We start from the raw sequence: 25877 nt of genomic DNA on the forward strand, positions 1-25877 counted from the left end.
GATCGATGAGCGGGCCGGACGACACGGTGCAACCTTTGCGCACGCTGGTGGACTTGCTGACGCAACGCGCGCAGCAGCGCGGCGACCAGCTGGCCTTCTCCTTCTCGCGGGACGGCGACGAGCACGAGGTCAGCCGGATCACCTACCGGGAGCTGGACCGCCGCGCCCGTCAGATCGCGGTGGACCTGCACGCCAACGGCGCCACCGGGGAACGCGTTCTGGTGCTGTGCCCCCCGGGCCTGGACTTCATCGCCAGCTTCTTCGGCTGCCTGTATGCCGGGGCCATCGCGATCCCGGTGCATCCGCCCATGCGCGAGCACCTGCTGCCGCGCGTGGAGTCGATCATCGCCGACGTCGAGCCGGGCTTCGCGCTCACCACCAGCGAGATCGAGCCCAAGATCAAGCCCGCGATCGACGGCCTGCCGGGTGGGCCGGCACTGCGCTGGTCGCTTACCGACAACACTGCCGCGGGCAGCGAAGCCGCCTGGGTGCCGCCGCAGATCGACGGCGAGAGCATCGCGATGCTGCAGTACACCTCCGGGTCGACGAGCGCGCCCAAGGGCGTCGTGCTGACCCACGGGAACCTGGTGCACAACTTAGTGACCATCGCCGAAGCCTGGGGCGCCCGCACCGACATGCAGGCCACCGGTGTGTTCTGGCTGCCGCCGTACCACGACATGGGCCTCATCGGGGGCTTGCTGGAGACGTTGTATGTGGCTGGCAACTCGATCCTGATGCCGCCGACGGCGTTCATCAAGCGGCCGATGCGCTGGCTGGAGGCGATCTCCCGGCATCGCGCCATGATCACCGCCGCGCCGAACTTCGCCTTCGACCTGTGTGTCGAGCTGAGCACACCGCAAGAACGAGCCGCGCTGGACCTGTCGCATTGGACGGTGGCGCTCTGCGGAGCGGAACCGGTGCGCACCGCCACCCTGGACAGCTTCGCGGAGCTGTTCGCACCGGCCGGCTTCCGGGCGGAGTCGTTCTACCCGGTCTACGGGCTGGCGGAGGGCACCCTGCTGGTCTCCGGCGGATCGGACCTGCCGGTGCCGATGGTGCAGCACATCGACCGGGTCGCCCTCGGCGACAACCGGGTGATCGGTGTCGCGCCCGAGGACCCCAACGTGGCGACCATGGTGGGCTGCGGCAAGCCGCGCGGCGGCCAGCGGGTGATCATCGTCGACCCCGAGACCCGCCTGGAATGCGCCGGCGACCGGGTCGGCGAGATCTGGGTGTCGGGCGGCAGCGTCGCGCACGGTTACTGGGGCGCCCCCGAACTGTCCGCGGAGACCTTCGGCGCCACGCTGGCCGATACCGGCGAGGGACCGTTCCTGCGCACCGGTGACCTGGGCTTCCTGCATTTCGGGGAGCTGTTCGTCACCGGTCGCCGCAAGGACCTGATCATCATCCGCGGCACCAACCACTACCCCAACGACATCGAGCTGACCGTTCAGAACACCAACCCGGCGCTGCTGCGCGGTCGGGGCGCGGTGTTCTCGGTCGCTCCGGAGCCGGGTGCGGCGGAGCAGCTGGTCGTGGTCCAGGAGGTGGACCCGAGCAGGATCAGCGGCGATCAGGCCGACGAGGCCATGCGGGCCATCCGCACCGCGGTCACCGAGAACCACTCGGTGCGCACGCACGCCGTCGTGCTGGTCCAGCCGTTGCAGCTGCCCACCACCTCCAGCGGCAAGATCCAGCGCAGCGCGTGCAAGCAGCGGTATCTCGACGGCGAACTGCCCTTGGTGGCGCAATGGCCGTCGGCAGCCGATGCCCAGGCCCAGCCCGCCTCGCAGCCGGCCCCGGCCGCGCAGAGCTCGTCGGACACCCCGGGAGCCGCGGAGATCAGCGCCTGGCTCATCGAGCGGCTGGCCCAAGATCTCGAGTTGCCGGTAGCCGAGATCGACCCCTCCAAGCCCTTCGCCTTCTACGGCCTGGACTCCATCCACGCGGTCCGGCTCTCCAGCGCCCTCGAGAAGTGGTTGGGCTGCGAGCTGGTTCCCACCATCGCCTACGAATACCCGTCGATCGATCTGCTGTCGGCGCATCTGGCACGCATCGCGGCCGAATCCCCGACGGCTCCGGCGGCGGGAGCCGCCGCCGAACGCCCCGACAGGCCGGCGCCCGACGAGCCGATCGCCATCGTGGGCATCGGCTGCCGGTTCCCCGGCGCCGACTGCCCCGAGGGCTTCTGGCGGCTGCTGTCCGGCGGGGTCGACGCCACCAGTGACGTCCCGGCCGACCGGTGGGACGCCGATGCCTTCTACAACCCCGACCCGTCGGTGCCGGGCACCGCGGTCACGCGGCGCGGCGGCTTCCTGGGCCAGGTCGACCAGTTCGACTTCCAGTTCTTCGGGATCTCACCGCGCGAATCGGCGCAGATGGACCCACAGCAGCGACTGCTGCTCGAGGTGGCGTGGGAGGCGCTGGAGGACGCCGGTCAGGTACCGGATCAGCTGGCCGGCAGCCGCACCGGCGTGTTCGTCGGCATCTCCACCAACGACTACGGCTTCCTGCGGCTGGGACAGCCGCAGCTCGTCGACGCCTACACCGGCACCGGCAACGCGCTGAGCATCGCCGCCAACCGGCTGTCCTACACGTTCGACTTCCACGGCCCCAGCATGTCGGTCGACACCGCCTGTTCGTCCTCGCTGGTCGCGGTCGACCTGGCGTGCCGCAGCCTGCGAGACGGCGAATGCACCATGGCGCTGGCCGCCGGAGTGAATGTGATCCTGTCGCCGGCGCTGGCGATCAACTTCAGCAAGGCCCGGGTGATGGCGCCCGACGGCCGCTGCAAGACATTCGACGCCGACGCCGACGGCTATGTCCGCGGCGAGGGTGCCGGGGTGGTCGTGCTCAAACCGCTCAGCCGGGCCCTGCAGGACAACGACCCGGTGTACGCGGTGATCCGCGGCAGTGCCACCAATTCCGACGGCCGGACCAACGGCTTGATCGCACCCAGCGGGCGCGCGCAGGAGGACGTGCTCACCGAGGCGTTCCACCGGGCCGGCCTTCCGGTCAGCGCGGCGCAGTACATCGAGGCGCACGGCACCGGAACGGCGATCGGCGATGCCATCGAGGCCAACGCCCTGGGCACGGTTCTGGCCGAAGGCCGGCCGGCGGGCAGCCGCTGTCTGGTCGGCTCGGTCAAGACCAACATCGGCCACCTGGAGGCGGCGGCCGGCATCGCCGGCCTCATCAAGGTGGCGCTGTCATTGCAGCACCGCGCGATCCCGGCCAGCTTGAACTACACCGAGCCCAACCCGCACATCCTGTTCGACAGCCTGCCGCTGGAGGTGGCGCAGAGCCTGACCCCGTGGCCGGCGGCCAGCCGCGCGGTGGCCGGGGTCAGCTCGTTCGGGTTCGGCGGCACCAACGCCCACGTCGTCTTGACCGAAGCCCCGCAAGCCCGCAGCAGCCACCCCGACGACGGCGGGGCGCCGCGCACCGAGCTGCTGGCCCTGTCCGCACGCTCGCCCGAAGCGCTGACCGCGCTGGTCGGCGAGTACGAGATGGCCCTGTTCTCCGGGGGCCTGGTGGGCGGCAGCGCCCTGACCGACCTCTGCTACACCGCCGGGGCCCGGCGCGGCCACCACGACTACCGGCTCGCGGTGGTCGGTGACACTCCGGCGGCGATATTCGAGTCGCTGTCGGCCTACCGGCTCGGTGAGTCGCGCCCGGGATTGGCGGTGGGGCACTGTGCGCCCAGCCGGCCCGGCCCGGGTGTCACGTTCGTGTTCTCCGGACAGGGCTCGCAGTGGCACGGCATGGCGCTTCGACTGCAGGCGCAAGAGCCGGTGTTCGCCGATGCGCTGGCGGCCTGTGACGACGCGCTGTTCCCGCACCTGGGGCATTCGATCCTCAAGGAGCTGGCCGCCCAGGACGGTCCGCAGGACCGTTGCAAGCTCTCCGACATCGGGATTCTGCAGCCGACCATCTTCGCGATTCAGGTCGCACTGGCGGCGCTGTGGCGGTCGTGGGGTGTCGAGCCGGCGGCTGTGGTGGGGCACAGCCTCGGCGAGGCCGCGGCTGCCCACGTCGCGGGCGCGCTGAGCCTGGATGACGCGGCCCGGGTGATCTGCGCGCGTGCCCGGATGCTGCGCGGCGTCCGCGGGCGCGGGGCGATGATGGTCACCGAAACCACCATGGCCGAGGCGCAGGATCTGATCGCCGGCCACGAGACGGAGGTGGCCGTCGCCGCGAGCAACAGTTACCGGTCGACGGTGCTCGCCGGCGACCGCACGGTGCTCGAACAGTTGATGGCCAAGCTCCAGCAGCGAGACCGGTTCTGCCGGTGGATCGAGGTCGACGTCGCCTCGCACAGTCCGCAGATGGAGGCCCTCGGCGCCGGGCTGCGCGGCAGCCTGGTGAAGCTGAAGCCGACCGCCCCGACCGTGCCGATGTATTCGACGGTCACCGGCGAACTGGTGGGCGACAAACTGCTGGACGCCGACTACTGGGTGGCGAACCTGTGCTCGCCCGTCCGGTTCTCGCCGGCGCTGCGGCGGCTGCTCGAAACCGGGCACAACACGTTCGTCGAGCTCAGCCCGCATCCCATCCTGCTGACGGCGGCCCGCGAAGATGCCGAGCATCTGCATCGCAGCGCCACGCTGCTGCCCTCGATGCGCCGCGACGACGAGGGCCGGGCGACCATGCTCGGTTCCCTGGGCACGCTCTACACCATGGGGCAGCGGGTGGCCTGGGAACAGATCTATCCCTCCGGCAGCCGCTGTGTGCCTGCCCCGACCTACCCCTGGCAGCGGGTGCATTCCTGGCTCAACGCCGGTTCGATCGCGGCGCCGCGGCACAGCGCCGCGGGGGCGCCCGGCGGCGGTGGCTGGCGCGGACCGATCAGGTCGGCGGCGCAGCCCGAAACCGTGCTGGCCGAGGTGGACATCACCGGTCCGGCCGCCCTGTCGGCCGACGGCCTGCGCGAGTTGGCGCTGACCGCGGCTGAAGTCGCCTTCGGCCCCGGCGACCGTTCGGTTGCCGAGCTGAACCTCGGTGCCCCGGGCCAGGGGCCTACGGTGCAGTTCGCGCTGACCGGAGACAGCTTCGAGTGCTACGTCTGCGACCACACCGGAACGCAGTGGTCGCTGCTGGCCACCGGAACCCTGGCCGCCGGGGCGTCGCCCGCGCCGGCCGTCAGCACCGCCCCCGCAGACCCGCGGGCCCGCAGCTACCAGATGCGTTGGCAGCCGGCGTCGTTGGCGACAGACGCCGAACCCCGGCCCCAGGGTGCCGGGAGCTGGCTGATCCTGTCCGACGGTCCGGTCGCCGACATCCTGCGCGACTACCTCGAGGCGCAGTCGCAGTCCTGTGTGCTGGTCGAACCGGTTGTCGGACTCGCCGAGATCGAACGGATCTCCGCCGACAGTTATCGCATCGACCCGGCCCGCCCCGAACACTTCGGGGAGCTGCTGCGCGCCGCGTTCGGCGGTGACCGCCCGCCGTGCCGGGGGGTGGTGCACCTATGGAACGTGCTGGACGCAGCACCGGCCGACACCACCGACGAGTCGCTACAGACGGCGATCACGCTCGGATCGCTGAGCGTCGTCCACCTGATCCAGGCGCTGACGCGCACCGGCTGGCCGGAATCGCCGCGGCTGTGGCTGGTGACCCGCGGGGCGCAGCCGGCGGGGGAGGACGACGGCGAAACGGGGGCGCTGTCGGTAGGCCAGGCACCGGTCTGGGGGCTGGGCCGCAGTATCGACCACGAACACCCCGAGCTGCGGGCCACCGGCGTCGATCTGTCCGCCGCCGGCGGTCCCGAAGAGCTGCGGGGCCTGCTCGGCGAGATCTGGTCGGACAACCCCGAGACAGATGTCGCCCTGCGCGGTCACCGCCGCTATGTCGCCCGGCTGGAGCCCTACATCGCACCGGCGGCACAGACCGGCGAGGTAGCGCCGCGGGACGACGCGACCTACCTGGTCACCGGCGGCCTCGGCGCGGTCGGTCGCACAGTGGCCCGCTGGCTGGTCGAGCGCGGTGCTCGCCACCTGGTTCTGATGGGCCGTAGCGCACCGTCACCGGCCGCGCAGGCGGCCCTGGACGGCCTGCGCGCCGCCGGTGCGCACGTCACGGTCACTCAGGGCGACGTCACCAAGCCGCAGGATGTGGCCGCGGCGCTGGCCGTCATCGCCGACTCGATGCGGCCGCTGCGCGGTGTGGTGCACGCCGCCGGAACTGTCGACGACGCGATTCTGGCGCGCCTGGACGCGGAAAAGCTGCGTTCGGTGACGGCCCCCAAGGTGCAGGGCGCCTGGAACCTGCACACCCTCACCGCCGGCGCGGAGCTCGACTTCTTCGTGATGTTCTCCTCGGCGGCGTCGGTTCTGGGATCACCCGGTGCGGCCAACTATGGCGCCGCGAACGCCTTCCTGGACGCGCTTGCCTGGCAGCGCCGGGCGGCCGGCCAGCCGGCGCTGAGCATCAACTTCGGCCCGTGGGCCGGGCTGGGCATGTTCACCAACTCCGAGCTGCACCGGCACTTCGCCCACTACGGCGTCGAAGGAATGCCGGCGGAACAGTATTTGGCTGCTCTGACGGCGCTGCTGGCAGACGGCGCCACCCAGGCGATGGTGCTCGACATCGACTGGGCGCGGTGGCGCCCCAGCGCGAGGTCGCCGCTGCTGCGCGAACGGCAGGACGCGGGCGCGGCGGGCGGTGCGGAATCCGACAGCGGTCTGTTCGCCGCGGTTGCGGCGGCCGGTCCGCAGGAGCGCCAGCAGCTGCTGGAGACCTACCTGCGCGACCTGGTCGCCGGAAAGCTGGGTCTGGCCCCGACTGGACTGGACGTGAGCGCACCGTTGAACAGTCTCGGGGTGGATTCGCTGATCACGCTGGAATTGCGCATCCAAGTGGAGCGGGAGCTCGGTATCGTCGTTCCGGTTGCCCGGCTGCTGGACGGGCCGAGCGTGGTCAGCCTGTCCAGCTGGCTCGCCGAGCAGCTGGCCGCGGCGCCGGTCCCGGCGGTGGCCGCCGAGACCGCCGTGGCGCCGGGCGCCGCCGAGGTGGCCTCGCCGGAGATGGAGCTGCTGGCGCAGGTCACCGAGCTGTCCGACGAAGCGGTGGATGCGTTGCTGGCCAAGATGATGGCCGACGACGAACAGGTCAAAGACGGAGGCAGCGCGTGACGGACCATCCGGACGTGCCCGCCGACCTCGCCGGCCTCTCCCCGGAGAAAAAGCGTGAGCTGCTGGCCCAGCTGTTGTTGGCCAAGGCCAAGGACGCGGCGTCCGAGCACGAGCTGTCCTACGGGCAGCGCTCGATGTGGTTCATGCACCGCCTGGCGCCGGACAGTGCGGCATACACGGTGGCCTACGCCGGGCGTGTGCACGGCGACCTGGACATGGCGGCCCTGCAGCGCGCCGCGCAGGCACTGGTGGACCGGCACCCGATGCTGCGGACCACCTACACCGAGCGCGACGGCCATCCGGTTGCCCTGGTGCACCCGCGCTGGCCCCTGCGTATCGCCGTCCACCAGACCGGTTCGGACCCGAGTGAAGTCGACAGGTGCGTCCAGACCGAGATCAATCGGCCGTTCGATCTGCGTACCGGCCCGGTGCTGCGACTGACGGTGCTGCAGCGGCCGGACGACCACGTGTTGCTGCTGACCGTGCACCACATCGCCGTCGACTTCTGGTCCATCGACGTGATCCTCGACGAGTTGCGTGCGCTCTACGCCGCCGAACAGGGCGCACAGTCCTCGACTCCGCCGGGGCCACCCGCGGACCGCTACGTCGACTACGCCGCGCAGCAGGCCCGGATGCTGGCCGGGCCTGAGGGCGAGCGGCTGTGGGAGTACTGGCGCGAGACGCTCACCGGCGACCTGCCGACCTTGGCACTGAGCACTGACCGGCCCCGTCCGGCGGTGCAGACCTATGACGGCGCGCTGCACCGATTCAGCATCGACGCCGCGGTCACCGCCGGTGTCAAGCAGTTGGCGCGGACTGCCGGAGTGACGCCCTACATGGCGTTGCTGGCCGCCTATGCGGTGCTGCTGCAGCGCTACAGCGGCCAGGACGATCTGGTGATCGGGTCGCCGTTCGCCTGCCGCGACCGGGCCGGTCTGATGGGCATGGTCGGCTACGTGACCAACCCGCTGCCGCTGCGCGTCGACTTAAGCGACGACCCAAGCTTTTCCGCGCTGCTCGGTCAGGTCAAGGACACCGTGCTCGGCGCCATCGGCCACCAGGAGTACCCGCTGCCGCTACTCGTTGAACGGCTGCGGCCGGTGCGCGACGCCGCACGCACGCCGTTGTTCCAGGTGTCGTTCGCCTGGCAGCAGGTCCGGCTGTTCGACGAGAGCTCTGCCGACGCCCTTTCGCTGGAAACCCTCTACATCGGTCAGGGTGGCTCGCCGTTCGACATCACCATGCAGGTCGGAGAGCAGGGCGACCAGCTGCAGGTGGCGCTGCAATACAACACCGCCCTGTTCGACGCCTCGACCATCGACGCGATGGGGCAGCATTTCTCGCTGCTGTTGTCCGGCCTGGTGGAGCAGGGGGCGGCCGAGGCGCCCCTGTCGCAGCTGTCGCTGCTCACCGATGCCGAGCGCGCCACCCTGCGGGCTTGGAACGACACCGCGGTCGAGTACCCGTCGGCCCCGCCGTGCCTGCACGAGATGGTCGCTGCGGTCGCCGTGCGCACGCCGGATGCCGTAGCGGTCAGCTACGACGGCCGCGACCTCAGCTACGGCGAATTGGATCGGCGGGCCAACGGCCTGGCACATCGGTTGCGGCAGTTCGGGGTCGGAGCCGGGCCGGGACCGGCCGTGGTTCCGGTGCTGCTGGAGCGCTCCGAGGACCTGGTGATCGCCCTGCTCGGGGTACTGAAGGCCGGTGGCGTCTTCCTGCCGTTGGATCCCGCCCAGCCCACCGGCCGGATGGAAGCGATGCTCGCCGACATTCCGGATGCTCCGGTATGTGTGACGCACCGTGCGCATCTGCCGCATGTCCCAACAGCTTTCACCGGAGCTCGGCTGTGCCTGGACCAGCCGTCCACGGCGCCCGCCGAAGAGGCGGCCGCGCCCGAGACGGGCACGACGTCGGCGGACCTGGCCTACCTGATGTACACGTCCGGTTCCACCGGAGCGCCGAAGGGGGCGCTGAACACCCACGCCGGCATCCGCAACCGACTGCTGTGGATGCAGGACGCCTACGCGCTGACCGAACAGGACCGGGTGCTGCACAAGACCCCGATCAACTTCGACCCGTTCGTCTGGGAGATCTTCTGGCCGTTGACGGTCGGCGCCCGCGTGGTGGTTGCCAAACCAGAAGGTCACAAGGACGCCGCCTACCTGGCCCGTACTATCGTCGAGCAGCGCGTCACCACAATGCATTTCGTGCCGTCGATGCTGCGCCGCTTTCTCGCCGAGCCGGAATCGGCCGCCTGTGGCGGCCTGCGCAAGGTGTTCTGCAGCGGCGAGGCGCTCACCGCGGATCTGCGCGACGCGTTCTTCGACGCACTGCCCGCCGAGCTGTACAACCTTTACGGCCCAACCGAGGCCGCCATCGATGTCACCCATTTCCATTGTGTGCGCGGGGATTCCGACCCCATCATTCCGATCGGGCGGCCGATCGCCAACATCGCGATCCATCTGTTGGACGCGGCGGGAAACCCGGTTCCGGTGGGAGTCCCCGGTGAACTGCACATCGGCGGCGTGGGCGTCGCCCGCGGCTACCTGAACAGGCCCGAGGCCACTGCAGCGGCGTTTCGCGCCGACCCATTCGGCGCTCAGCCCGCCGAGGGCAGTCCGCCGCCGCTGCTCTACCGCACCGGCGACCTGGCCCGCTATCGGCGCGACGGCAACATCGAGTACCTGGGCCGGCATGACGACCAGGTGAAGATCAACGGCTTCCGGATCGAGCTCGGCGAGGTGGAGGCCGCGCTGGCGCGCCACCCGGGGATCGCCGAGAACGCTGTGGTGGCCCGCAAAGACGCCGCCGGCAACAACCAGCTGATCGCATACATCGTGCCGGTCGCGGCCGCCCCCGCCACCGCCGAGCTGCGTCGCTTCCTGCTGCAACTGGTGCCGGCGGCGATGGTTCCCGCGGTCTTCCGCACCACCGACCTGCTGCCGTTGTCGGCCAGCGGCAAGGTGGACCGCCGGGCGCTGCTCGCGCGCGACAAAGACCTCGACGCGGCGCCTGCAGAATTCGTCGCCCCGCGCGACCCGACCGAAGAGGCCCTGGCCGCGATCTGGCGCGAGGTGCTCGAGGTGGACCGGGTCGGTGTCACCGACGACTTCTTCGCCCTCGGGGGCGCCTCCACCCAGGCGCTGGAGGTCGCGGTCCGGGTCGGGGAGCTGGGGCTGGAACTGCGGCCCGAGTCGTTGTTCGTCTACGGCACCATTGCCGAGCTGGCCGAGGCATTCGGCCCGATCGGTGGCGCGGGCACGAACACGCCGGCACCTGAGCAGGACCCGGAACCGGCGACCGCCCCGGCCGGTGCCGTCGCCGCTCCCCGGCCCGAACCCGCAGTCGCCGTATCGGCGCCCCAGCAGACACCGGTGCCGGCGCGCAGCCTTCCGGGACGCAACGTGGTGATCGAGAGTCTCGGTGTGTACCTGCCGCCGCGGGCGGTCTCGACCGAACAGGTACTCGCGGACTGCGTCAACGAGGTGAAGATCCCGCTGGAGCGGCTCACCGGCATCAAGAGCCGGCGGATGGCCGGCCAAGACGAATTCTCGATCGACTTGGGCCGCAAGGCGATCGCCGACTGCCTGTCCCGATCAAGCTACGCACCCGAAGAGATCGACCTGGTGATCGCCTGCAACATCTCGCGTTGCGACGGCCCGGAGCACATGTTCACCTTCGAGCCGAGCACCGCTTCGCAGCTGCGCGACCAACTTGGGCTGGCCAACGCCGTCTGCTTCGACATCAACAACGCCTGCGCAGGCATGTTCACCGGCGTCAGCGTGGCCCAGGACTTTCTCAAGACCGGCCTGGTGCGCAACGCCCTGATCGTCAGCGGCGAATACATCAGCCACATCACCGAAACCGCGCAGCAGGAAATCGAAGGGGCGATGGACCCGCGGCTGGCCTGCCTGACGGTGGGCGATGCCGGTGCGGCGGTGGTGCTCGAACTCGGGCCCAACGACCGGGTCGGTTTCCATGAGCTGGACCTGGCCACCTACAGCGAATTCGCGAAGTTGTGCATTGCCAAGGCCACCGACGGCCCGCACGGCGGCGCCATCATGGTCACCGACTCCGTCACCCAGACCGCGATCGCGGTGAAACACTCGGTGCCCTACGTGGCGGCGGTCATGCAGCGGCACGGATGGCGTCCCGAGACTGCCGATCAGCTGCTGATGCATCAGACATCCGAGGCGTCGATCAACGACGCCATCTTGACCATCAACCGGGTGTTCGGCGCCGGTGCGGCAACTCGGGCCAACACCATCTGCAATCTCGCCGAGCGGGGAAATACCGCCACCACGACGCATTTCGTTGCGCTGTATGACTACATCAACGCCGGGCGGATCAACTCCGGTGACAACGTGGTGCTGTCCATAACCGGCTCGGGCCAGACCATCGGCAGCGGTCTCTACACCTTTGACGACCTGCCCGACCGGATGCGCCGCGCCGGTACCGGCCAGTCCGGCCACGGTGCGCGGCCGGGCCGTTCCGCCGGTGGCCGCCGGGAGCTTCCGGCAACCCCGCGGGTGCGGATCGAGGGCATCGGCACCGCCCCGCACGCGGCGGGGACGCCCAGCTCCATCCAATTCGCCGTCGACGCGGCCCGCGCCTGCCTGCAGGACAGCGGCGTCGAGCGGACCGAGGTCGGCCTGGTGATTCACGCCGGCATCTATCGGGATGACTTCCTCAGTGAGCCGGCGGTCGCCACCCTGGTCGCCGGCGAAGTCGGCATCAACGCCGAGCCGGAGTCCGCGGACGCGGCGAAGACTTTCGCGTTCGACGTCCTCAACGGAGCGGTCGGCTTCCTCAACGGCTGCCACATGGCGGCCGGCATGATCGGCGCCGGCCGGACCGCGCACGCCATGGTGCTGGCCTCCGAAGTGGAGAACAACACCCCGGACAGCGGCTACGCGCGCAACGGCATCGCCGAGACCGGCTCGGGGATCATGCTCAGCCCCAGCCCCGGTCCGGAGGGCTTCGGCCGGTTCGTCTTCGGCCACCACCCGGAGCACCGGGCCGCCCTGGTCACCTATACCCAGGAACGCGACGGCCGGACCTGGCTGCGGGTGGACCGCGACCCGAACCTGGCCGCCATCTACGTGAGCTGCCTGCCGGGCACGGTCAAGGAGCTGTTGATGCTGGAGGGTCTGGAGCCCGCGGACATCGCACTGGTGCTCCCGCCCTATCTGCCCGGAGCTGCCCTCGATGAGCTGGCCGCGCACATCGGTGTGGACAGGTCGCGGTTCCTCGATCTGGCGGCGCACGGCCAGACCAGTGACCCGTTCACCTCGACACTGCCCTACCAGATCTCCGAGGCCCGGCAGCGCGGGCTGGTCAAGCCCGGGGACGTGGCGCTGATCATGGCGGTCGGCTCGGGTGTCGAGGTCGGTTGCACGACCTACCGGTTCTGATCCGATGCGCGCATTGGTCACCGGGGGAACCGGTTTCGTCGGCTCGAACCTGGTAGCCGCGCTGCTGCGGCGCGGTATCGAGGTGCGGGTGCTGCGGCGCTCGAGTTCGCCGCTGGCCGCCCTGGCGGGCTTGGACTGCGAAACTCGGGTCGGCGACGTCAACGACGGTGTCGACGCCCTGACCGAGGCGATGGCCGACTGCGATTGGGTGTTCCACACCGCCGCGATCTCGGACTACTGGCGCTACCGAACCCAGACCCGGCTCTACCGCACCAATGTCGATGGCACCCGCGACATGGCGGCCGCCGCTGCGCGGGCCGAGGTGAAGCGATTTGTCTTCACCAGTTCTCTTGCAGCACTGGGCGTCCCGGAGCGCGGCCGCCACCTGGTCGAGTCCGACGAATTCAATATCCGTCCGCGGCAGTTCCCCTACGGGCACAGCAAGCATCTGGCCGAGGCCGAACTGGGCAAGGCCGTCGCCGCCGGTCTGCCCGCGGTGATCGTCAATCCGTCGGTGGTGATCGGGCCCCGCGACGTCCACCGGATCGCCAGCGCGATGCTGGTCCAGGCCCAGCAGGGCCGGCTGTGGTTCGCCGCTCCCGGCGGCACCAACTTCGTCTCGGTCGATGACGTGGTAGCCGGGCATATCGCGGCCGCGGAGCATGGCCAGATCGGCCAGCGGTACATCCTCGGCGGGGAGAACCTGTTGTTCCGTGAGGTTTTCGGTGCCGCCAACGAGCTCTTCGGCCGGCGCCCACCGTCGGTGGTGCTGCCGCGCTGGCTGCTTCCGGTGGCAGCCGCCGGGGTCAGCGTCGCCCGGACCGTCGTGGGTCCGCGGTTGCCGATCGATGCCCGCCAGATGCGCCTGTCCACCGCGGAGATCTACGCCGATGCCACCAAATCCCGCACGGAGCTGGGCGTGCCGTTCACGCCGTTCACGACCGCGCTGCGCGCCGGCTACCAGTGGTACCGCGACAACGGCTATCTGGACTAGCAGCTAGCCGGGCCGCCCTCCGCGTTCGACGGCTGATGCGTGGCCACCCTGGGCATATTGGCATGCCGCCTGCAACTGGTATGGACGCGAGGTTATAAAGTTCCGACACAGTCGACTTATCGGGAAAGGGGTCTCAGCTGTGTGCCCGGGGTGTAAATCGGTGGAGCCGTTGCCGTGAGTTCACGGCGCGCATACCCGTGGCCTGCGGCGAAGCCCGAGAGCAGCACCACGGATCGACGGCCGCGGGGCATGCAGCCGGCCGAGCTGGCGCAGGCCGCCATGACCGCGGCGCTGATGGCCGGCATCGCGATCGTCTCGATCGTCCTGCCGGGTGCGGTGGTGTTGGCATGGATGGGTGCGGTGCCCATGGGAGTGCTGAGCTACCGGCACCGTCTGCGCGCCGCGGGTGCGGCGTTTGCCGTCAGTTGTCTGATCAGTTTCATGATCGCCGGTTTCGGGGCCATGGTGGCGGCGGGGACAGCGGCCTACATGGGCGTGATCACCGGCCGGGTCAGGCGCTACGGCCGCGGTGTGCCGACGCTGTTGGCCGTCGCAGCCGGGTGGGGCGTCGTGATGTCCGGAATCACCTTGGGGTTCTTCGCGGCAATGGCCCAGATGCGTGAGGTGCTCTTGAACACCTTGGCCGCCAACGCCGGTGGGCTCGCGGCGCTGCTGCACAACGTCCCCGTGCTCGGCGGGGCCGCCGCGAGTCTGGATTCCGCCATGGCGGGGTGGCGGGCGCACTGGGTCGTGTTCCTCGGAATCTCGGTCTGGCTCATCGTCATCTTCGGCACGTCCTTCGGCTGGCGGGTGCTCGCCCCCGTCCTGCGCCGACTCGAGGCGGTCACGGACCTCTCGCCGGCGAACCTGCTGCCGTTTGCCCCCGACGAGGGCGCCCCCGGCCCGCTGCCGGTCGTCTTGACCGATGTCGGCTACCGGTACCCGGGCGCCGAACACGATGCCTTGGCCCCGATCAGCATGCGCGTCGATGTCGGCGCCCATGTCGCGGTCACCGGTGCCAACGGCTCGGGGAAATCCACCCTGATGCGCATCCTGGCAGGCCTGCCGCCGACCACCGGGACCGTCGAACGACCCGCCGGCGTCGGCCTCGGCCGCTCCGGCGGTACCGCGCTGGTCTTCCAGCACCCGGAGAGTCAGGTGTTGGGTATGCGGGTCCGCGACGACGTCGTGTGGGGCCTGACAGCCGACCGGGACGTCGACGTCGAGAGCCTGCTCGAGGAAGTGGGCTTGGGCGGCATGGGCGCTCGCGACACCACCGGGCTGTCGGGCGGGGAACTGCAGCGGCTCGCGGTGGCCTCGGCGCTCGCCCGCGAGCCGGCGCTGCTGATCGCCGACGAGGTGACGACCATGGTCGACCAAGCCGGCCGGCAGCGGTTGCTGAGTGTCCTGGACGGTCTGACCGGGCACCACCGTCTGGGGCTGGTGCACATCACCCATTACCCGGCCGAAGCCGGCACCGCCGACCAGGTGGTCGCCATCGGCAACGGCGAGCGCGAAGCCGCCCGCATCGAGCCACAACCCGGCCCCGCCCCCGAACGCGGCAGGGAGACGATTCTCGACGTCCGCGATGTGTCATTCGACTACGCCGCAGGCACGCCGTGGTCCACGCCAGTCCTGCGCAACGTCTCGTTCCGGGTGGCCGCCGGCGACGGCGTCCTGCTCTACGGCGCCAACGGCTCGGGCAAGTCCACGTTGGCCTGGATCATGGCGGGGCTGCTGGAACCGTCGTCGGGCAGCTGCCTGCTCGACGGACGCCCTGCCGCCGAACAGGTGGGTGCGGTCGCGTTGTGTTTCCAGGCCGCGCGGCTGCAACTGCTGCGCGGCCATGCCGGTGCGGCGGTGGCCGCGCTGGCGGGGTGGGCGGTCACCGACACCGAGCGCATCCACCGTGCACTGGCCTCGGTCGGCCTGGATGCCGCGCTGGCCGACATGCTGATCGATCGGCTCAGCGGAGGACAGTTGCGCCGGCTCGCGCTGGCCGGACTGCTGGCACGTTCCCCGCGCCTGCTCATCCTCGACGAACCGCTGGCCGGTCTGGACGTCGACGCCCAGTCCGATCTCATCGACCTGCTCGTCGGGATCCGCAACCAAGGGCAGGCCATCGTGGTGATCTCGCACGACACTGACAGCATGGCGCGACTGTGTCCCCGCACCCTGTGTCTGGAACCCGCAACCCCGGCGAGCGCCCGAACGGAGCAGCCGTGAGCCGCCGGCCGCTGATGCTGATGCGCCCCGTGCCCGGGACCTCGCCGATTCATGCGCTGTGGGCCGGTACGAAACTTATTGCTGTACTGGCGATATCGGCACTCCTGACGATCAAGCCGACATGGCCGGTCATCGGTTTGGTGGTGCTTCTGGTAGGGATCACCGCCGCCCTGGCCGGCATCTCGCCGCGCTGCATCCCGTCGATACCCCGCGGGATATGGGGGATCCTCGCCGTGGGCAGCCTACTGACGATCGCCAACGGCGGCGGCCCGCAGATCACGCTCGGGTCCCACGCCGTCGGGGTGGGCGGGTTCCTGGACTTCATGCGCATCACGGCTCTGGGGGTGGCCCTGCTCAGCCTCGGCGCGGTGACCTCGTGGACGACGCATGTGGCCGATATCGCCCCGGCGGTCGCGCTGATCTTGCGGCCGCTGCGCATCGTGCGGCTGCCCGTCGAGGACTGGGCGGTCACGGCGTCGCTGGCCTTTCGGATGTTTCCGATGCTGGCCGAAGAATTCCGGCTGCTCTCGGCGGCGCGCCGTCTGCAGCCGCCGCAACCGCAGAAGCTGTCGCGCCGCGCCGAACTGGTCAATCTGTCCACCGCCGCCATGGTTGTCTCGCTGCGCCGCGCAACGGAGATGGGTGAGGCCATCACCGCGCGCGGCGGCGTCGGCCGCATCGCGGCCCAACCGCAGCCGCCCGGATGGCGTGATGCGCTCGCGGTGACGGTGCTCGCCGGGACGCTAGCGCTCGCTGTGCTGCTCGGCTGAGCGCACCGCTGCCGCCGACGGCATACCGTCGTAGAGTCCGGCCTGCGACAGCAGCGATTCGGTGGGTGGACGACGCTGCGCCCAGGGCGCAACCGACTCGATCTCCGCGGCCAGCGAAACCAGAGTGGCTTCGTCGTTGGCCCGCGCCACCAGATGCACCGCTTCGGGCAGGCCGTCGGACGAGATCCCGGTCGGAATCGACATGGCGGGCTGACCGCTGTAGCACTGGGGAAAGGTGAACGGGATGAACTTGAGCATCCGCAGCATGGCGCGGGTCGGTCCGAGGCCCTCGAAATAGCCCACCCGCACCGGGGGAATCGCCAGCACTGGGGTCATCAGAAGGTCGACGTCGGCGATCGGGCGCTGCGAGCGGGCGGTGATCCGGGGTTCGGCCGAGACGGCCCAGCGGGCCAGCCAATCCGGAACCAGCCTGCTGGTCCGGGCCTCGGCCTGCATACGCCGTTCCAGCAGTTCGGTTTTCGGTAGTCGTTCGACTTCGTGGGCGAAGCCGTTCATGAAGAGGGCAAGCACCGCGGCGATACCCGTCACCGGATAGACGGGATCGCGCTCGATGACCTCATGGCCCAGCGACCGCAACAGCTCCGCGGTCGCGAGAACCGGGCGGCGGACCTCGTCACTGACCGCCACCGGGACCACCGGCTTGAACGACATCGCGATCCGCAAGCGGCGCGGCGGCGTCAGCAGCGCCTCGGTCAGCGGCGGTGCCGGCGGCGGCGAAGCGATCTCGTCGTCGGGTTCGGGGCCGGTCATCGCGTCGTGCAGCAAGGCCGCGTCGATGACGCTGCGAGCCAGCGGCCCGATGTGGTTGAGGCCGTGGAACCGGTAGGCCCGTTCCGGCGACTCCTTGGTGCTGATGCGGCCGCGCTGGCCCTTCAGCCCGACCAGCCCGCAGCACGCGGCCGGAATGCGAACCGAGCCGCCGCTGTCACTGCCGGTGGCGCCGGGCACCATCCCCGCGGCGACGGCGGCCGCCGAACCGCCGCTGGAGCCTCCCGGGGTGCGGTAGAGATCCCACGGGTTGCGGGTCACCCCCCAGGTCGCCGATTCGCTCACCGGGTAGGCGCCGAACTCCGACAGGTGGGTTTTGCCGATGATCACCGCGCCGGCAGAACGCAGCCGGCGCACCGCGGCGCTGTCGGTGCTGGCGGGGCCGACGTCAATCCCGGTGCCGCACATCGACGAAACGCCCGCAACATCGGTGTCGTCTTTGATCGCGATCGGTACGCCGGCCAGCGGCAGCGCTTCCCCGGCAGCCAGTCGCTGCTCCACGCGTGCGGCTTCGGCCATCGCCCGGTCACCCAACACGGTGCGGAACACATTCAAAACGGGGTCCAGGCTGGCGATCCGGTCCAGATACAGCGCCACCAACTCGCGCGGCGAGACCTCGCGCGCACGCACCAACTGCGCCAAACGCGCGACGCCTGCGAAAACCAACTCCTCATCGTGCGCGGCAGACATCATGGCGTCCTTTCCCCCGCGGACAACAATACCCAGAACGCGGGGGCTCAACCGTGCGTCGGTGTTGGCGACACACGAAAGAACTGCTGAGGGTTAACTCCCCGTTGCGGGCTCGATGTTGTGGTTGAGGGTGAACCGGTTGTCCGGGTCCAGCCGCGCCTTGAGTTCGGCCAGGCGCCGGTAGCCGGCATCGCCGAATGTGGCGCGGATGCGGTCCTGCCCCTCGTCGCCGACGAAGTTCAGGTAGGCGCTTGCCGGACCCAGCGGACGCAGGATCTCGAAGGCCTGTCCGGCCCACGCCGTGCACCGTGCGCTGTCGGCGGGATCGGTCCAGGTCGCCATCAGGTGAATGATGTAGGGGTGCTCGCGGGCGACCACGGCCGTCGACTCCGGCGGAACCCGGCTGGCGTAACCGCCGAGCCGAATCAGGTGCAGCCGGGTCTGCGCCGAGGGACGCGACCGCCCCAGCAGCGCGATCCGCCGGATCGCCTCGTCGGTGAGCTCGGTGACGAACAGCGACTTCCAGTAGTTCAGCCAGCCGTACGGCGCGGTGTAGTCCAGGGCCTGTTGCCAGGTCGAATAATCCAGCTGGTGCTGGACTGCCAGCACCGGTTTGGCCGCCACGCCGCGGACATTGAGCAGCGCGCTCAGGTCCTCGCTGCCGACCACGTCGGTCCGTGTCGAGCAGCCCAGAACATTGACCAGTGACTGGCCCGTGGTCAGATCGGTCGAGAAGTCCAGAATCGACGCCAGGTGGTCGCCGGCGTTGTCCATCTGGGCGCGGAAGTGCTTGAGTGCGGCCTCCGCGTCGGTGTCGGGGTAGGACTGCACGCCGGCGGTCACACCATTCACCGGGTGCAACCGCAGCACGAATTGCGCGACGACACCGAAGTTCCCGCCCCCGCCGCGCAGACCCCACAGCACGTCGGCGTTCTCGGTCTCGCTGACCGAGAGCACCTCGCCCGACGCCAGCACCACGGTGGCGCCGATCAGGTTGTCGCAGGTCATGCCGTGGGCACGCGAGAGCCACCCGATCCCGCCGCCGAGCGAGAACCCGCCGACGCCCGTCGTCGAGACCACCCCGCCCGGGCAGGCCAGCCCGTGCCGGCTGGTCACCGGGTCGACGTCGCCCCAGGTGGCACCGGCATCGACGTAGGCGATCCGCGCCTCGGGGTCCACCCGCACCCCGCGCATCAGCGTCAGATCGATGACGATGCCGCCGTCGGTGGCCGAGTGGCCGGCGACGCTGTGACCACCGCTTCGCACCGCGATCTCGGCGCCGGAGGCCACGGCGTAGCGGACCGCGGCGACGATGTCGTCCTGGGTGCGGCACTGCAGCACCACCTGCGGCCGCTTGTCGATCAGCCCGTTGAAGACCTGGCGCACCTCGTCGTAGCGGGCGTCACCGGGGTAGACGGCGTCGCCGGCGAAGCCGGGGATGGTGGGGGCGGTGACTGTCATTGCATCCTTAACTGGTCAGCGCGGCGAACTCACTCGTCGCGGAGCTCGGTCGCCGGGGTGGACCGCGTGCTCTTCCAAGCGGGAATGATCGCCGCGAAGACCGCGGCGACGGTGGCCAGTACGGCGTAGATCACCGCATCGGTCCAGGGGAATACCAGGGGAGTGACCAGGCCGACGTTGACGACGGCCGCCCGCCGCACCGCCTCGGAGATGGCGATCGAGAGCACCGCGCCGAACAGACCGCCCGCCGCACCGGCGACGACCGCCTCGATGGTGGTGATGCTGAACACCCGAACCCGGGTGGCGCCCAGCGCCTGGATCAGCGCCACTTCCCGTCGGCGCCGGATGCCGACCAGCAGCAGCGTCGACAGCACCGAGATGAAGGCGATCGCCAGCAGGCCGTACTTGAGGGTGTTCAGCGGCGTCAGGTAGCGGCCGATGGAGGCGGCGATGTCGGCGGCATAACCGTCGGTGTCGACCGCGGTCACCGGTTGGTCGAACTCCGCGGCTCTGATGGTGTCGATGACTTGGGCGGCGGTGAAGCCGGCCGCCGGGGTGGCGAAGACCAGGCCGGCGGGCTGGGGGCCGTAGATCTGTTCGGCGACGGAGTAGGGCATGTAGATGCGCCGGCCGCCGTACTCGGGAGTGGCCACGATGGTGCCGATGCTCATAGCCTGAGCGTCAAGTCCACTGCCGAATACAAGAGTGTCACCGATGTGGAGATTCTTCTCCCGCGCCAGAACGCTGCCGAGGACGACCTGATTGGCTTTCTGACTGTCCTCCGGGGATTGTCCGGCGAGCAATCCGAACGGAAATGTCGGCCGGTCCTGGGCCTGAATATGCGCCAGCGAGCCGTCTTTGAGGCTGATCTCGATTTCAGCCATGCGTTCGATCTTTTCCACCCCGGTCAGCGAGCTCAGTTTGTTGACCGTCTGGGGCGCGAATCGGGCGTCGATCGGCCCGTAGTCGGCGAACTGCGTCGTGGTGATGGCGATGCGGCCGTCCGCCTGCGAGGTCGCCACCTTGGTGGCCCCGATGTGGATCGCCACCAGGAATCCTGACAGCAGGATTGCGACCACCACGGGCACTGCGATGGCTCCTGAGATGGCCGCGGTGCGGGACCGGTCCGAGCGCAGGGCATTGAGCGCGATGGTCAACGTCGCTCCGTGCGACCGGTCCGGTTTCGGCCGCAGGCTGGTGATCGCCTGCGCGCTCAGGTATGCGGTGGCCAGCAGCAGGCCGATGAGCGCGACGACCGCGCCGGCGTCGGCGATGACGGCCTGCCAGGCCACCAGCGCGCCGGACAGCGTCGCCAGCCGTGCCGCGATCACCCCGGTGAGGCCGATCGCCAGCAGCAGCAGCGCCTTGAACCAGATCTTGCGCTGAGTGGTCTGTTCCTGTGCCGCCCGTCCGGACAACTCGGCCGCGATGGGGGTGTTGGACGCCGAGACCGCGGGGCCGATCGCGGCCCCGACCGCCAGGAAGAGGCCGGCCAGCACGCCGACGATCAGGATGGCCGGCTTGAGGATCACCGGGACGGTGACGCCGACAAAACGTTCGGTCAGTTCACTGGCGCTGGCCACGATGGGTTCGGAGATCACGATCCCGGTCAGCACACCCATCGCCGAGCCCACGGCTCCCAACAGGGCGGCCTCACTGAGGAAGCCGGTCATGATCGACGCCGGTGAGGCGCCCAGCGCAGAGGCGATTGCGATCTCGCGGCGCCGCTCCTCGACCGAGAGCCGGGTGATCTGGGTGATCAGGATGACTCCGACGCCGATCGAGATCAGGGCGAAGATACCCAGCAGCGGCAGCAGAACGTCATTGACGTTGTAGCCCCGCGCGGGCTCGCTGCGGGGCTGCACGCTGTAGGTGGGACCGAGGGTGGTCTTCAACCGCTGCTGGACCTCGCCGGCATCGGCGTCTTTGTCCAGGGTCACGTACAGCATGTCCACCCGGTCGCCGCGGGCGAACTGCACCTTCGCCATGCTCAGCGGCAGCACCGCGACCAGGCCGTTGTTGACCTCGTCGAGGTCGGACACCCGCTGGAACTTCTCCAGCGACAACTGCCCGACGTCGGTGACCAGGGCCGCGGAGTCGTCCAGGGCGTCCCCCAGCGACTTCGAGATCGCCGGCGGCGGCTCCTGCTGTCCGGCCTGGCAGACCTTGGGGTCGACGATCCACTGCGCCGAGCAGTCCACGCCCAGACCCAGGCCGAAACTGTCCTTGCCGTCGGTGCGGATCATCGTCACGCCGCGGATGACGGGCACCACGGCCGCCACCCCGGGCACGGCCCGGGAGTCTTCGACGACGGCGGGACTGATGCCGCCGCGGGTGGCCGCACCGATCACCCGCAGGGGTGCGGGACCGGCGATCTGATAGCCGACGTCCTCGACGGCCTTGGAGACGCTGGTGACCTCGATCATGACGGCCACCACGACGGCGACGCCGCCGCCGAGCGAGAATGCGGCCAGCGCCGCCCGGAATGCGTGTTTACGAACAGCGCGGAAGTTGATTATCCGGAGCAGTCCGAATGTCGCGGCTAATGTTCCGCGAGCCATGTCACATTATTTGCCGCGTGAACCATTCCGCTGTCGGTCTCGATTTCACCGTCGAGTAAGGAAACGAGACGCGGAGCGTCGTCAGCTATTTTTCGATCGTGAGTCACCAGAACAATTGTCTGGCCGGCTGCATTCAGGTTGTACAAGGCGTCGATAACGCGTTGCCCATTTACGGTGTCCAGGTTGCCGGTCGGCTCATCGGCGAGAATCACGTCGGGTTTCATGAAAAGTGCCCGCGCGACCGCAACCCGCTGTTGCTCGCCGCCGGACAATTCCGACGGGACGCGCTTGGACTTGGTCGCCAGGCCGACCTGCTCGAGCAGGCTCATCGCATGGGCGTGCTGCGAACGGCCCGATTTGCCCGCCAACAGGCCCGGGAGCATCACGTTCTCGACCACCGACAGTCCCGCCAGAAGATTGAAGGCTTGGAAGACGTAACCGAGCGTCTGGCATCGCACGGCGGCCAATTGCCGGCGCGAGAGCTGTGAGACGCACTGGCCGTTGATCAGGACGTCACCGCTGGTGGGCGTGTCCAGCAGCCCCAGAATGCTCAACAAGGTGGACTTGCCCGAGCCGGACGGCCCGACCATGGCGACGAATTCTCCGCGCGTTATCTGGATATCGATGTTGCGCAAAATCGGCGTCGCGGTATCGCCCTGACCGAACTGTTTGTTGAGTTTGCGCGCTTCGAGGACCACGGGAGGCCTGAGAACGGCCGACGGCGTGTGTCCGTTCCGGGCGAGCTCCATATCCATGGTGTGCATCTCGGTCCTGATCATGAATCTCCGGCGGGCTCGTAACACTACGATGATGCCCGCGTTGGGCGCGTTTTCTCAATTCGTTACGCACTCCGCGAAGTTGGTGCGCTACGCGGCGCTGCGGCTGATCATAGGCGACGCAGGTCGCTGCCGAAAATCGTTCGGCGCGCGACCGCGGTGCCCACCCGCGGCTGAGCGGGAACCCGCTGCCCGTCGCGCTCAGCTGGGCCGCGCGGCCCGGGTGGCGGGGTGAATGGCCACTAGGCCCAGTTCGTTGCGCCGCTGGCAGATCGCCGCCAATTCGGCGTAGGCCGTGGCGCCCAGCAGCTCGGTCAGCTCGGGCGCCAGGCTCTGCCAGACCTGGCGGGTGCCGATGTGGGTCGCCGGGTCGCCGGTGCAGTACCAGTTCAGGTCCTCGCCGCCAGGACCCCACCCGCGCCGGTCGAACTCGGTGATCGTGGTCTTGAGGATCTCGCTGTCGTCGGGGCGGGTGACCCATTCCTGGCTGCGGCGGATCGGCAGCTGCCAGCAGACCTCGGGCTTCATCGTCAGGGGCTCCACGCCCAACCGGACGGCCTTGATGTGCAGGGCACAGCCCGCTCCGGCGGCGAAGCCGGGCCGGTTCAGGAAGATGCAGGCACCCTTGACCGTCCGGGTGCGCAGCTGCTCCTCGCCGTCGTTCTCGTCGTATTCCAGATAGCCCTTGCGGCCCAGGCCCTTGTCGCGCAGCTGCCAGTCGGCATCGGTGAGCTTGGCCACGGCGTCATCGAGGTTGGCCCGGTCGTCGTCGTCGCACAGGAACGCGCCGTGCGAGCAGCACCCGTCGTCGGGGCGGCCGGCCAGGATGCCCCGGCAGGCGGGGGTCCCGAAGACGCAGGTCCAGCGGGACAGCAGCCAGGTCAGGTCGGCGGCGATCAGGTGCTCGGGGTTGTCGGGGTCGTAGAACTCCACCCACTCGCGGGGGAAGTCCAGGCCGACCTCCCCGGGGTGGGAGCGAGGCTGCTCGGGGGTCACGAAACTCCACGCTAGACCAGAAATTCACGTTGCCTCACATCGTCTGGGCCGCGCACCACTAAGTTGGTTGGGTGCGATTAGGGGTGCTCGACGTCGGCAGCAACACCGTCCACCTGCTGGTGGTCGATGCCCACCGTGGTGGCCACCCGACGCCCATGAGCTCCACCAAGGCCACGTTGCGCCTGGCTGAGGCGACGGACAGCTCCGGCAAGATCACCCGGCGCGGTGCCGACAAGCTGGTCTCCACGGTCAGCGAATTCGCCACGATCGCAGCGAGTTCGGGTTGTGCGGAGCTGGTGGCGTTCGCCACCTCCGCGGTGCGCGACGCGTCCAATTCCGAGGACGTGCTGGCCCGGGTGCGGGCTGAGGCCGGGGTGGAACTGCAGGTACTGGCCGGCGAGGACGAGTCCCGGCTGACGTTCCTGGCGGTGCGGCGCTGGTTCGGCTGGAGCGCCGGGCGGATCAACAACCTCGACATCGGCGGCGGTTCCCTGGAGATGTCCAGCGGTGTCGACGAGGAGCCGGACGTGGCGCTGTCGCTGCCGTTGGGTGCCGGACGGCTCACCCGGGAGTGGCTGACCGAGGACCCCCCCGGCCGGCGCCGGGTGGCGATGCTGCGCGACTGGCTGGACACGGAGCTGGCGCCCGCGGCCGCAGCCGTGCTGGACGCCGGTCCGCCCGATCTGGCGGTAGCCAGCTCCAAGACATTTCGTTCGCTGGCGCGGCTCACCGGCGCCGCTCCCTCGGCGGCCGGGCCGCGGGTACGGCGCACATTGACCGCCACCGGCCTTAGGCAGCTCATATCATTTATCTCTAGGATGACCACGGCTGATCGGGCCGAATTGGAAGGGGTGAGCGCCGAGCGGGCGCCACAGATCGTGGCAGGCGCGCTGGTGGCGGAAGCGAGCATGCGAGCGCTGTCGATCGAAACAGTGGAGATTTGCCCGTGGGCGCTGCGGGAAGGCTTGATCCTGCGCCGACTCGACAGTGAAGCCGACGGCGTCACTCTCTTCGGATCCCCTTCGATGGGGCTGGCCCGCCAGGGAGGGGACCGATGACTGGACCCAAGCCCGACCCACGCGACGTCGAGACGCGGCCGATCTCGGTTGCCGAACTGCTCGCCAAGAACGGCACCATCGGTTCGCCGCCGGTGTCCGGACGGCGCCGCCGCAGGCGCGGCAACGCCGACGCCGTCACGGTGGCGGAGCTGACCGGCGAGATCCCGATCATCCGGGACACGGCCCCACCCGAGACCGAGGCCGGCCCGCCGGCCGCCGCCGACGGCGCGCCGAGCGGTGCGCTGCCCCTCGGCCCGGCACCCGGCTTCGTCGAGGACGACCGACCCCCGACCGGTCCGCGGCCGGCGCAGCGGGCCGAACCCGCCCGGCGGCCGGTGGCCGAGCCGCGCTGGCCCAAGTCGCCGCCACAGCTGCCGCAGGAGTCCGGCCGTCCCGAGCAGAGCGAGTATCCCCGGCCGCTGCGCCGGCGGGACCCCGTAGCCGCACCGGACGGTCCGCCGGCCGAGATTCGGCCGACGGGCTCGGGCGCCGAGGGGATGCGGCCCGACCCGGTCGACACCTACACCGACATCGCCGTCGACGTGATGGACGCCGACGTCCGCGACGCGGGCCTGCCGAGCGGGGACTCCGCATTCGTCCGGTCGTTTTTGACCAAGGGCGGCTCCGCCGGCCGCGCGGTGCAACCTGCCCGGGAAGACGAGGGCGCCGACGAAGCCACGGTGGCCGCGCAGGCCGCCGCGGGCGAGGAGGCGGCCGAGGACTACGCAGGGCGGCCTGGCCTGGTGGGCGCCGCGCTGGTGGTGCTGCAGTCGATCCTGGCGGTGGCCTTCGGTGGCGGCCTGTTCATCGCTTTCGACCAGCTGTGGCAGTGGAACAGCATCGTGGCCCTGGTGCTCACCGTCCTGGTCACTTTGGGCCTGGTGGCGGCGGTGCAGGTGGTCCGCAAGACCTCCGACATCGTCAGCACTTTGATCGCTGTCGCGGTCGGTTTGTTGGTCACACTGGGGCCGCTGGCACTGCACGCCAATTAGCCGGTCAGTATTAA

General features: G+C 69.7%; 12 protein-coding genes. 7 read left to right on the forward strand and 5 right to left on the reverse strand.

Annotated elements, in window-relative coordinates:
• The first annotated feature begins 5 nt into the window (after positions 1 to 5).
• From G6N14_RS19925 to G6N14_RS19945, 5 genes are all read left to right on the forward strand, one after another.
• Positions 6 to 7133, forward strand: coding sequence for a type I polyketide synthase (locus tag G6N14_RS19925; RefSeq protein ID WP_085136529.1), 7128 nt, complete (start codon positions 6 to 8; stop codon positions 7131 to 7133).
• Positions 7130 to 12550: a non-ribosomal peptide synthetase gene (locus G6N14_RS19930; RefSeq protein WP_085136531.1), complete on the forward strand. Its 5421-nt coding sequence runs from the start codon at positions 7130 to 7132 to the stop codon at positions 12548 to 12550. The genes G6N14_RS19925 and G6N14_RS19930 overlap by 4 nt, the downstream gene beginning before the upstream one ends.
• Before the next feature lie 4 nt (positions 12551 to 12554).
• The gene (locus tag G6N14_RS19935) at positions 12555 to 13544 is read left to right on the forward strand and encodes an NAD-dependent epimerase/dehydratase family protein (RefSeq protein WP_085136532.1); all 990 of its coding nucleotides are present in this window, start codon (positions 12555 to 12557) and stop codon (positions 13542 to 13544) included.
• 249 nt (positions 13545 to 13793) lie between these two features.
• Positions 13794 to 15770 carry an ATP-binding cassette domain-containing protein gene (locus G6N14_RS19940; protein WP_085136533.1) on the forward strand — a complete coding sequence of 659 codons (1977 nt, stop codon included), beginning with the start codon at positions 13794 to 13796 and terminating at the stop codon, positions 15768 to 15770.
• A gap of 14 nt (positions 15771 to 15784) precedes the next feature.
• Positions 15785 to 16540 carry an energy-coupling factor transporter transmembrane component T family protein gene (locus G6N14_RS19945; protein ID WP_085136746.1) on the forward strand — a complete coding sequence of 252 codons (756 nt, stop codon included), beginning with the start codon at positions 15785 to 15787 and terminating at the stop codon, positions 16538 to 16540.
• On the opposite strand, the gene G6N14_RS19950 is transcribed toward G6N14_RS19945, so the two are convergent.
• From G6N14_RS19950 to G6N14_RS19970, 5 genes are all read right to left on the reverse strand, one after another.
• Positions 16514 to 18019 (reverse strand): amidase family protein, encoded by a 1506-nt coding sequence (locus G6N14_RS19950; protein ID WP_163787278.1) that lies wholly within the window; start codon positions 18017 to 18019, stop codon positions 16514 to 16516. The genes G6N14_RS19945 and G6N14_RS19950 overlap by 27 nt on opposite strands.
• Positions 18020 to 18112: 93 nt before the next feature.
• Positions 18113 to 19480 (reverse strand): FAD-binding oxidoreductase, encoded by a 1368-nt coding sequence (locus G6N14_RS19955; RefSeq protein ID WP_085136535.1) that lies wholly within the window; start codon positions 19478 to 19480, stop codon positions 18113 to 18115.
• Between the two features lie 29 nt (positions 19481 to 19509).
• Positions 19510 to 22041, reverse strand: coding sequence for an FtsX-like permease family protein (locus G6N14_RS19960; protein WP_234808972.1), 2532 nt, complete (start codon positions 22039 to 22041; stop codon positions 19510 to 19512).
• A complete protein-coding gene (locus G6N14_RS19965; RefSeq protein WP_234808973.1) occupies positions 22023 to 22820 on the reverse strand; it encodes an ABC transporter ATP-binding protein in 798 nt (265 codons plus the stop codon). Before G6N14_RS19965 ends, G6N14_RS19960 begins: the two co-directional genes overlap by 19 nt.
• Before the next feature lie 198 nt (positions 22821 to 23018).
• A complete protein-coding gene (locus G6N14_RS19970; protein WP_085136536.1) occupies positions 23019 to 23813 on the reverse strand; it encodes a DUF3109 family protein in 795 nt (264 codons plus the stop codon).
• 71 nt (positions 23814 to 23884) lie between these two features.
• Here G6N14_RS19970 and G6N14_RS19975 point away from each other — a divergent pair, with 71 nt between their 5' ends.
• Together G6N14_RS19975 and G6N14_RS19980 are read left to right on the forward strand one after the other, a co-directional pair.
• On the forward strand, positions 23885 to 24871 hold the full coding sequence (locus G6N14_RS19975) for a Ppx/GppA family phosphatase (RefSeq protein ID WP_085127637.1): 987 nt from the start codon (positions 23885 to 23887) through the stop codon (positions 24869 to 24871).
• Positions 24868 to 25863: an Rv0497 family membrane protein gene (locus G6N14_RS19980; protein WP_085136537.1), complete on the forward strand. Its 996-nt coding sequence runs from the start codon at positions 24868 to 24870 to the stop codon at positions 25861 to 25863. Before G6N14_RS19975 ends, G6N14_RS19980 begins: the two co-directional genes overlap by 4 nt.
• Positions 25864 to 25877: the final 14 nt, after the last annotated feature.

Origin of the sequence: Mycolicibacter hiberniae, from assembly GCF_010729485.1 — a bacterium.
Lineage (GTDB): Bacteria > Actinomycetota > Actinomycetes > Mycobacteriales > Mycobacteriaceae > Mycobacterium > Mycobacterium hiberniae.

Bases quoted from the DNA above. Each gene is read 5' to 3' on its own strand.
- G6N14_RS19925 (WP_085136529.1), top strand. From the start codon at position 6: ATGAGCGGGCCGGACGACACGGTGCAACCTTTGCGCACGCTGGTGGAC.
- G6N14_RS19935 (WP_085136532.1), top strand. From the start codon at position 12,555: ATGCGCGCATTGGTCACCGGGGGAACCGGTTTCGTCGGCTCGAACCTG.
- G6N14_RS19940 (WP_085136533.1), top strand. From the start codon at position 13,794: ATGCAGCCGGCCGAGCTGGCGCAGGCCGCCATGACCGCGGCGCTGATG.
- G6N14_RS19945 (WP_085136746.1), top strand. From the start codon at position 15,785: ATGCTGATGCGCCCCGTGCCCGGGACCTCGCCGATTCATGCGCTGTGG.
- G6N14_RS19950 (WP_163787278.1), bottom strand. From the start codon at position 18,019: ATGTCTGCCGCGCACGATGAGGAGTTGGTTTTCGCAGGCGTCGCGCGT.
- G6N14_RS19955 (WP_085136535.1), bottom strand. From the start codon at position 19,480: ATGACAGTCACCGCCCCCACCATCCCCGGCTTCGCCGGCGACGCCGTC.
- G6N14_RS19960 (WP_234808972.1), bottom strand. From the start codon at position 22,041: ATGGCTCGCGGAACATTAGCCGCGACATTCGGACTGCTCCGGATAATC.
- G6N14_RS19965 (WP_234808973.1), bottom strand. From the start codon at position 22,820: ATGATCAGGACCGAGATGCACACCATGGATATGGAGCTCGCCCGGAAC.
- G6N14_RS19980 (WP_085136537.1), top strand. From the start codon at position 24,868: ATGACTGGACCCAAGCCCGACCCACGCGACGTCGAGACGCGGCCGATC.